Origin of the sequence: Arenimonas sp. (assembly GCF_035312645.1) — a bacterium.
Lineage (GTDB): Bacteria > Pseudomonadota > Gammaproteobacteria > Xanthomonadales > Xanthomonadaceae > Arenimonas.
In genome coordinates this window covers 1-9,046 of sequence record NZ_DATGBO010000080.1, presented here as the reverse complement: position 1 = coordinate 9,046, position 9,046 = coordinate 1, and the positions used below count along the sequence as shown (strand labels likewise).

The following is a 9,046-nucleotide window of genomic DNA, read 5'->3' as shown; positions in this document are numbered from 1 at the left end:
ATTCACTCGCACGATCACGCTGCGCCCGCTGTCGAGATTGGTCACGCGCACGAAGCTCGGCAACGGCAGCGTCTTGTGAGCGGCGGTGAACGAGCAGATGTCGTAGATCTCGCCGCTCGATGTCGAGCGTCCGTTGAACTTGTTGCCGTACCACGAGGCCGTGCCGCGCTCGACGTAACCGTCGGCGCTGTCGAGCACGCGATAGCTCTTGCCCAGCACCGAATACGGCGAGCGATTGCCGTAACGCGAACGCGGCTCGTCATGCGGCACCGGCTCGCGCACGCCGCTGATGTCGATCGGCGTCGCCGGCCCGCTGTCGGAAACGCCGGGCGCATACAGGCCGCCAGGCGTGTAATCGCTATCGCGGTGTTCGCGCGTCGGCGCGCAGGGATTGAAGGCCGGTGTGACGGCGCCATCGCGCGGCGATTGCGTTGCCGCCGCATGTCGCGGCATCGACGTCGGCGAGGATGGCCGATGCTTGGGTGCCGAAGCGCAACCCGCCAGCGCGAGGACTGCCAACGCGGCCGCGCAAAAACGCATCACGGCGAAGCGGGCGTGCCGGCGCCGGCATCGCCGGCAGCGATTTCACGCGACAACTGGTAAACCGCCAGCGCATACATCGGCGAGCGGTTGTAGCGCGTGATCACGTAGAAATTCCTGTAGCCGATCCAGTACTCCGGGCCGGCCGCGCCATCGAGCGTCAACAGCGTTGCCGGTTGTGCGGGCACATCGGCCGCGACGGGCCGGTAACCGCGCGTCGCGAGTTCGGCGAGGCTGTACTTGGCTTCGAAATTCTCGGGCACGAACGCGACCGCGCCGGCATCCGCCTGCGCCGGCACAAACGCCGGCAAATCTTTCTGCCAGCCGTTGGCGACAAAATAATTTGCGATCGAGGCAAACACGTCGGGCAGATCGGTGAACAGGTCGCGACGGCCGTCGCCGTCACCGTCCTTGGCGAAATCGCGATAACTCGACGGCATGAACTGACCCCAGCCCATCGCGCCGGCGTAGCTGCCCTTGAGCGTGGCGAAGTCGAGGCGATTTTCTTTCGCAAGCAGGATCGCCTGCGCGAGCTGGTCGCGGAAAAATCTTCCGCGTTTCTGTTCGTAGTCGACGCGATCGGGCTTGCCGCTGACCGGATAATAGAAGCCCAGCGTGTACAACGCATCGAGTACGCGATAACTGCCGGTGACGCGCCCGTAGCTGGTTTCGACGCCGATGATCGATACGATGATCTCGGCCGGCACGCCGGTTTCCGACTGCACCTTCAGCAGAGCGTCGCGATGCTCGGCGTAGAACGCGCGGCCTTGCTGGATGCGTGCATCGGTGAGGAAGATCGGGCGATAGTCTTTCCACGGCTTGACCGATTCGGCCGGCCGCGACATCGCATCGACAATACTTTGCCGGTATTTCGCCTGCGCCAGCCAACCTTCGATTTCGGCCGGTGTCAGGCCGTAAGCACGCGAGGCTTCCGCGACGAATGCGGCTTCGGTGTCTTGCGGCAAGGTCGGCTGCACTTCGACGGCCGGCGCCGCGACCGGTGCGGGCGTCGCGACAGGTGCAGGCGCGATCGGCGCCGGTGGCGTTTTCCGGGTGGCGTCGCTGCAGGCGGCGAGCGCGCAAATCAGCAGCACGATGATGGCGGAGCGTGAAGGGTGCATGGCGTTCGTCATCGATCTTTTTCCGGAATGTAGCATGGGGTCCGCGCGAGTCGGCGTGGTTCAGGACATGAACTTGCGGTGCGCGCGCACCGACATGACGATGCCGAAACCCGCGAGCAGCGACACCGCCGAGGTGCCGCCGTAACTGAGCAGCGGCATCGGCACGCCGACCACGGGCAACAGGCCGGCGATCATCGCGCCATTGACCAGCACGTACACCGAAAACGTCATCGCCAGCGCGCCGGCGAGCAACCGCGAATAACCGTCGCGGGCATTGGCGGCGATCCACAGGCAGCGTCCGACGATGAACAGATAGAGCGCGAACACCACGCTGACGCCGATCCAGCCCCATTCTTCCGACAGCACCGAGAAGGCGAAATCGGTGGTGTGCTCGGGCAGGAAATCCAGATGCGCCTGGCTGCCCTGCCCCCAACCCTTGCCGAACCAGCCGCCGGAACCGATCGCGATTTTCGACTGGATGATGTTCCAGCCGGTGCGCAGCGGATCCGATTCGGGATTGATGAAAGTGAGGATGCGATCTTTTTGATACGGCATCAGAAACTGCCAGGCCACCGGCAGCGCGCTGGCGCCGAGCCCGGCGAACAATCCGATGCGCCACCAGGCGATGCCGGCGAGAAATACCGTGAACGCGCCCGAGGCCGCGACCAGCATGCCGGTACCGAGATCTGGCTGTTTGATGATCAGCACCACCGGGATGCCGATGATCAGCGCGCAGACCGCGAGCGTGCGCCAGTTCGGCGGCAGCGGCGAACGATGCAGATACCAGGCAACCATCATCGGCACGGTGAGCTTGAGCAATTCGCCCGGCTGCAGATAGAAAAAACCAAGATTGATCCACAAGCGCGCACTGCGACCGGAGCCGATCGCGAACACCACCGGCATCAGCGCCAGCGTCAACGCGAACGCGATGGGCGTCCAGTTGCGCAGCCGCGCCGGCGACACCCGTGAGAGCAGCACCATGCCGCCGATGCCAGCGACAAAACGCGCGCCCTGCGCGATCACCACGTGGCTGTCGCCACCGCCGGCGCTGTGCTGCACGATCAGGCTGACCACCATCACTGCGCTGAGCGCGAGCAACAGCGGCCAATCGACCTTGTCGAGAAATTCGAGCAGCCAATCGCGCAGCCAGGCGATCATTGCGCGGGCTCCTCGTCGGGATCCAGCGTCGCGTCCGGTGGCAATGGCGTCTTGCCCTGCGTTTCCGGCAGCACGCCCGACATTGGCGTGGTGTGTTTGATCAACCACGCATCCATGATCTTGCGGGCGATCGGCGCCGCCGTGCTCGCACCGAAACCGCCATGCTCGACCACTACCGCTACTGCGATGGTGGGATTGTCGGCAGGCGCGTAAGCGATGAACAACGCCTGGTGACGTTGGTTTAGCGGCAGCGAATGCGGACTCAGGCTGATGTTGCCCTTGCGGCTGACGCGTTGCGCGGTGCCGGTCTTGCCGGCGATCAGGTAGGGCGCGCCGACGGCAATCGCCCGCGCGGTGCCATGCGGTCCGTTGACCGCGCCCTCCATGCCTTCCTGCACCGCGCGCACATTGCTGGCGTTGTTGGCGATGCGCACGCCGGCCGGTTGTGGCAACGGCTGCCAGCTTTCCTGGAATCCATGGCGCATCGCCCGCGCAAGATGCAGTTGCTGCCGCAGTCCACCGTCGGCCAAAGTCGCCGTGCCCTGCGCGAGCTGCATCGGCGTGATCAGCCAGTAGCCCTGGCCGATGCCGGAGTTGACGGTGTCGCCGAGAAACCACTCCTGTTTGAAGCGTTTGCGCTTCCACGCCGGCGAGGGAATCACGCCGGGACTTTCGCCAATCAGGTCGATGCCGGTCGGGCGACCGAAACCGTAACGATCCATGTATTCATCGACGCGCTGGATGCCCATGTCGACGGCGAGTTTGTAGTAATACGTGTTTACCGATTGCGCGATCGATTCGCGCAAATCCACCCAGCCGTGGCCGCCGGCGTGGGCATCGCGGAAACCGCGCTTGACGCCGGGCAGATGGAATTCACCCGTCGAAAGAATCTTGTCTTCGGGCCGGCGCATTCCCGACTCGAGCCCGGCCAGGCCCATGAACGGCTTCACCGTCGAGCCCGGCACGGTGGCGCCATGCAGGTTGCGATCGAACAGCGGACGCGAAAGATCTTCGGTCAGCATGTTGTAATCGACGTGGGAAATACCGTTGACGAAAAGATTCGGATCGAACATCGGCAGGCTGACCATCGCCAGCACTTCGCCGTTGCGCGGATCGACCGCGACCGCGGCGCCGTCGAGTTCGCCGAAAGCTTCCATCGCCACGCGCTGTAGATCGACGTCGATGCTCAGTTGCAGATCGGCGCCGGGCTTCGCTGGATCGCGATTGATCACGCGCAGCACGCGGCCTTCGACGTTCTGCTCGACGTTCTCGTAGCCGATCTCGCCGCGCAATGCGGTTTCATAGGATTTCTCGAGACCGGATTTACCGACATGAGTCAGCGCGGTGTCCTTGCTGTCGCCCATCGCCTCGAGATCGCCGGCATCGACACGACCGACATAGCCGACGACGTGCGCGAAAAGATTGCCGTACGGATAACGACGCGTGAGATACGGGACGACGTCGACGCCGGGGAAGCGGTAGCGATTCACCGCGAGCCGATCGCGCTCCTCCTCGCTCAGGCGCAGCTTCAGCGACACCGGTCGGAAGCCGCGGGTGACGCGTCGCGCGGCGTTGAACTGTTCGAGCTCATCGCTGCTGATCGACACCAGTTGGCCGAGTGCAGCGAGGGTCTGCTCCAGATTACCGGCTTGTTCCGGAACGATTTCCAGGCGATACGCCGGCACATTGTCGGCGAGCAGTTTGCCGTTGCGATCGAAGATCAGGCCACGCGCCGGCACGATCGGTCGCGGCTTGATGCGATTGGCTTCCGAGCGCGTCTGGAACTCCTCGTGCTGCAGCACTTGCAGACGGAAATAACCGAAGCTCAGTCCCATCATCGCAACGGCGATGCCGAGAAATCCGATCGCGGCGCGGCGCTGGAACTGGTCCGCCTCGACGTGCGGATTCTTCATCTGCTGCCGACGCGGGCCGCGCATCATCGCCATGCTCAGTTGCGCTCGCGCGAACGCAGGCGGACAAGATCGAGCAACACGAACATCCACGGCCACAGCGCCATGCCCAGCACCGGTGATAGCCAGCTTGTCCACGCCGGCCAGGCCGCGCCGACGACGAGATGAACGAAGGCGACGATGATGCGATCGTTGAGCAGCAGCAATCCGACTGCCAGTGCCTGCTGCCAGAACGGAAAGAAGCGCAGGCGGGCGCGGAAGCGTTGCACCAGGAACGCGAGCACGACTAGACGCAGGGCCTGTTCGCCTAGCGGACTCGCAGTCACCAGGTCGGCGAGCAAACCGGTGACGAAGGCCGTGCCGAGACCCACCGACAGCGGCGATTCCATCGTCCAGTAAGCAATCAACAAGGCCAGAAGATAAGGCCGCGCTTCACTGACGCCGGCCGGCAAAGGCAGCACGGCGAACAACAGACCGAGCAACAGGCTGCCGTAGATCAACCAGCCGGTCGGGGCACGATTCACGGTTTTTTCTCCGAGGTCGCGGCCGGCTCGCGCGCTGCGGGTTTTTGCGTCGTCGGCTTTTGCGTCGGCGATACCTGCGTCGCGGGCTTTTGTGCGCTCGCTGTCGATGCCGGTATTTGCGATGCCGGTACGATCGCTGGATTCTGTGCGTGCTTCGGTGCCGGCGGGCCGATGTCGGTGACCACCGGAAGATTGCTGATCAGCAACACTTCCAGTCCGCGTTCGAAATGCGCGGCGGGCTGCGCTTCGGCAACAACGAACAGACGCGTGGCATCGGGATGCAATTCGGTGACGGTGCCGACCGGAAAGCCCGCTGGGAATCGCCCGCCGATGCCCGAGGTCACCAGCAGATCGCCGGTGCGGATATCGGCGCTTTGCGGAATATTCGGCAGGTCGAGGCGGTCGCTGCGACCAGTGCCGTAGGCGATGGCGCGCAGGCCGGTGCGCGCCACCTGCACGGGCACGGCGTGATCGGGATCGGTGAGCAGCAATGCGGTCGAACGATGCGCGCCGACTTCGACCACTTGGCCAAGCACGCCGCCGGAGTCGATCAGCGCTTGGCCGACCTGCACGCCCGTGTCGCTGCCGGCATCGAGCACGAGGCGCTGTCGATACGGATCGAGATCGACGTCGAACACGCCGGCGAGTTGCACGTTCAGGCGATAGCCTCGCGTACCGCCAAGCAGTTGCCGCAGTCGCTGGTTTTCTTCGGCGACGGCGCTGAGGCGATTGAGCCGGGCCGAGGAAATTTCCAGCTCGCGATGCAGATGCGCGTTTTCATCCTGCAACTGGCCGCGCAATGCGAGGCCTTCGCGCGATGCGTTGTAGGTGCGGGTCGGCGCGCTCGCCAGCCACCACATCGGCTCGGTGATCCAGGTGGCGCGATGGCGGATCTGTTCGCCGTAGCCACCACGATGATCGGCAACCATCAAACAGATCGCGAGCGCCATGTACGCCATGATCGGTAGCGTCGTGGCAGCACTTTCGCTGAGGCGGGAGGTGGATTTACCGGCGAAGGCCAAGACGCTGCGTCCAACGAAAAAGCTGGGGGCCGCGAGCTGACCCGCGGAATGGCCGGCGAGTCAGGCGCCGGCGGCGGGAGGTATTGCGTGACTGCCGCTGGCGAGAACCCGTGACCGCTCCTGCCAGGGCCATGATTCACTCCGGCGAGAAGAACTCGTTGCCGTGCATGTCGATCAACTCGAGGGCGCGACCGCCGCCACGCGCGACGCAGGTCAGCGGATCGTCCGCGACGTGCACGTGCAGGCCGGTTTCCTCGGAGATCAACTTGTCGAGGTCCTTGAGCAGGGCGCCGCCACCGGTGAGCACGATGCCGCGCTCGGCGACGTCGGCGCACAGTTCCGGCGGCGTCTGCTCCAGCGCCTGCTTGACCGCGCTGATGATGCCGGCGAGCGGCTCGTGCAGCGCTTCGAGAACTTCAGTGGTGTTGATCGTGATCATGCGCGGCACGCCTTCGGCGAGATTGCGGCCGGAGACTTCCATCTCGCGCACCAGCGCCTGCGGGAATGCGTTGCCGATTTCGAGCTTGATGCGCTCGGCGGTGGTTTCGCCGATCAGCGTGCCGTGACTGCGACGCACGTAGCTGATGATCGCTTCGTCGAAGCGGTCGCCGCCGATGCGGACCGACTGCGCGTAGACAATGCCCATCAACGAGATCACCGCGACTTCGGTGGTACCGCCGCCGATGTCGATGACCATCGAACCGCAGGCTTCGTCGACCGGAATGCCGGCGCCAATCGCGGCGGCCATCGGCTCTTCGATCAGATAGACCTCGCGAGCACCGGCTTCTTCGGCCGACTCCTTGATCGCGCGGCGCTCGACTTGGGTCGAGCCGCAGGGCACGCAGATCAGCACGCGCGGGCTGGGGCGCAGGAATCGCGAGGTATGCACCTTGCGGATGAACTGCTTGAGCATTTCTTCGGTGTGGGTGAAGTCGGCGATCACGCCGTCCTTCATCGGACGATGGGTGGTGATGTTGCCGGGTGTGCGGCCGAGCATCTTCTTGGCTTCGGCACCGACAGCAGCGACTTCGCGAATGCCGTTGCTGTGGCGGACAGCGACGACCGAGGGTTCGTTGAGGACGATGCCTTGGCCGCGGACATAGATGAGGGTGTTGGCGGTGCCAAGGTCGATCGAGAGATCGTTCGAGAACAAACCGCGCAGGTACTTGAACATCGAGGAGAGCCTGCAAAATGGGGGGATTGGATAGTCGGTTAGGGTATCAACCACCCCCATCGCGGGCAAGGAAAATCCCGGGTTTTGGGGCTATCGGTCGATTTCGAAATCCGACTTTGCGCTAACATGGCGCCCTTGGCCCAAACGGCCGTTCCGTCTACGCTTCCAAAGGATTGCCGATGTCGTCCGCCCTGATCTGCGGTTCTCTTGCTTACGACACCATCATGGTGTTCCCAGACCAGTTCAAGAACCACATCCTTCCCGACAAAGTGCACATCCTGAACGTGTCGTTCCTGGTGCCGCGGATGCGCCGCGAATTCGGCGGTTGCGCCGGCAACATCGCCTACAACCTCAAGCTTTTGGGCGGCAATCCGATTCCGATGGCCACGGTCGGCCAGGATTTCGGCCCGTACCGCGAGCATTTCGAGACCTGCGGCATCCGCATGGACCACGTCAAGGAGCTTTCCGACCTTTACACGGCCCAGGCCTTCATCACCACCGACCTCGACGACAATCAGATCACCGCCTTTCATCCGGGCGCGATGATGCGTTCGTACGAGAACCACGTACGTGACGTGAAAGATGTGGCCTTCGGCATCGTCGGCCCGGATGGGTACGAGGCGATGCTGCAGAACTCGACCGAATTCGCCGAGCTCGGCATCCCCTTCATCTTCGATCCCGGCCAGGCGATGCCCCTGTTCAACGGCCGCGAACTGACCGCGATGATCGAGCAGGCAACGTATGTGACGGTCAACGATTACGAGTCGAACCTGCTGCAGGACAAGACCGGTCTGAGCGAAAAGCAGATCGCCGAGCGCGTGCAGGGCTACCTGATCACGCGCGGCCCGAAGGGATCGGAAGTGCACACCAAGACCGGCATGCTGCAGATTCCGGCGGCGACCGCGATGCGCGTGGTCGACCCGACCGGCTGCGGCGACGCCTATCGCGCCGGTCTGATCTATGGCTGGATGAATGATCTCGACATGGCGACGACGGGCCGCATCGCCTCGCTGATGGGCGCGCTGAAGATCGAGCACCTTGGCCCGCAGAACCAGCGTTTCGATTTCGAGGAGTTTGCGGAGCAGTTCCGACAGCAGTTCGGGTATGCATTGCGATAGATCGCGAGGCCGACCAACGGCCTGCGGATCGTCCTTTCGTCGCGATAACCACGACAAAACCCTTCGTCGATGACGAAGGGTTTTTCATTTGCGTCTGCCGAAGCTTTTCGAGCAGCGCAGGCAAAATCTCTCAATCCGGAAACTTGGAGCTTGAGGCACAAAGACCTCAACACTGCGATCAAGCACGCACTGAACCTACGCAGGCCTCATGGCAGCCATTGGTTAGTAGCTTGCAGCAGGTGGGCGTTGCTGTGTGGCGAGCCATTGGTCGCGTGCTTGATCGCGCTTGGGTTCCGCAGTGTCTAGTGCGATCGCGCAGTGTGCGGCCTTTTCTCCGCCACAAAAACAAAACCCCACCTCTTTCGAGGTGGGGTTGTGCTTTCTACGATAAGACCCTGGCGATGACCTACTCTTGCATGGCTTAGGCCACACTACCATCGGCGCAGTTGCGTTTCACTTCCGAGTTCGGGATGGGATCG

General features: G+C 63.5%; 8 protein-coding genes and 1 rRNA gene. 1 reads left to right on the top strand and 8 read right to left on the bottom strand.

Annotated features, from left to right (window positions below):
- The 7 genes from VKM35_RS07570 to VKM35_RS07540 all read right to left on the bottom strand — a co-directional run.
- On the bottom strand, positions 1-540 hold a 540-nt coding region (locus VKM35_RS07570), incomplete at its 3' end, for a septal ring lytic transglycosylase RlpA family protein (protein ID WP_324320001.1).
- Positions 540-1,673 carry a lytic murein transglycosylase B gene (mltB, locus tag VKM35_RS07565; protein WP_324319999.1) on the bottom strand — a complete coding sequence of 378 codons (1,134 nt, stop codon included), beginning with the start codon at positions 1,671-1,673 and terminating at the stop codon, positions 540-542. The genes mltB and VKM35_RS07570, both read right to left, overlap by 1 nt.
- Before the next feature lie 48 nt (positions 1,674-1,721).
- Entirely contained in the window at positions 1,722-2,819 is a 1,098-nt protein-coding gene (gene rodA, locus VKM35_RS07560; RefSeq protein ID WP_324319997.1) for a rod shape-determining protein RodA, read from the bottom strand.
- A complete protein-coding gene (gene mrdA / locus VKM35_RS07555) occupies positions 2,816-4,765 on the bottom strand; it encodes a penicillin-binding protein 2 (RefSeq protein WP_414636592.1) in 1,950 nt (649 codons plus the stop codon). Before mrdA ends, rodA begins: the two co-directional genes overlap by 4 nt.
- 2 nt (positions 4,766-4,767) lie before the next feature.
- Positions 4,768-5,253: a rod shape-determining protein MreD gene (gene mreD, locus VKM35_RS07550; protein ID WP_324319995.1), complete on the bottom strand. Its 486-nt coding sequence runs from the start codon at positions 5,251-5,253 to the stop codon at positions 4,768-4,770.
- Positions 5,250-6,275, bottom strand: coding sequence for a rod shape-determining protein MreC (gene mreC, locus VKM35_RS07545; RefSeq protein WP_324319993.1), 1,026 nt, complete (start codon positions 6,273-6,275; stop codon positions 5,250-5,252). The genes mreD and mreC overlap by 4 nt, the downstream gene beginning before the upstream one ends.
- Positions 6,276-6,411: 136 nt before the next feature.
- A complete protein-coding gene (locus VKM35_RS07540) occupies positions 6,412-7,449 on the bottom strand; it encodes a rod shape-determining protein (protein WP_324319991.1) in 1,038 nt (345 codons plus the stop codon).
- A gap of 179 nt (positions 7,450-7,628) precedes the next feature.
- Between VKM35_RS07540 and VKM35_RS07535 the strand changes: the two genes are divergently transcribed.
- Positions 7,629-8,567, top strand: coding sequence for a carbohydrate kinase family protein (locus VKM35_RS07535; RefSeq protein WP_324319989.1), 939 nt, complete (start codon positions 7,629-7,631; stop codon positions 8,565-8,567).
- A gap of 393 nt (positions 8,568-8,960) precedes the next feature.
- Here VKM35_RS07535 and rrf read toward each other — a convergent pair.
- Positions 8,961-9,046: ribosomal RNA gene (gene rrf, locus VKM35_RS07530) — 5S ribosomal RNA — on the bottom strand; the annotation flags it as partial.

Coding starts and splice junctions, on each gene's coding strand:
- mltB (WP_324319999.1), bottom strand. CDS start 1,673: ATGACGAACGCCATGCACCCTTCACGCTCCGCCATCATCGTGCTGCTG.
- rodA (WP_324319997.1), bottom strand. CDS start 2,819: ATGATCGCCTGGCTGCGCGATTGGCTGCTCGAATTTCTCGACAAGGTC.
- mrdA (WP_414636592.1), bottom strand. CDS start 4,765: ATGGCGATGATGCGCGGCCCGCGTCGGCAGCAGATGAAGAATCCGCAC.
- VKM35_RS07540 (WP_324319991.1), bottom strand. CDS start 7,449: ATGTTCAAGTACCTGCGCGGTTTGTTCTCGAACGATCTCTCGATCGAC.
- VKM35_RS07535 (WP_324319989.1), top strand. CDS start 7,629: ATGTCGTCCGCCCTGATCTGCGGTTCTCTTGCTTACGACACCATCATG.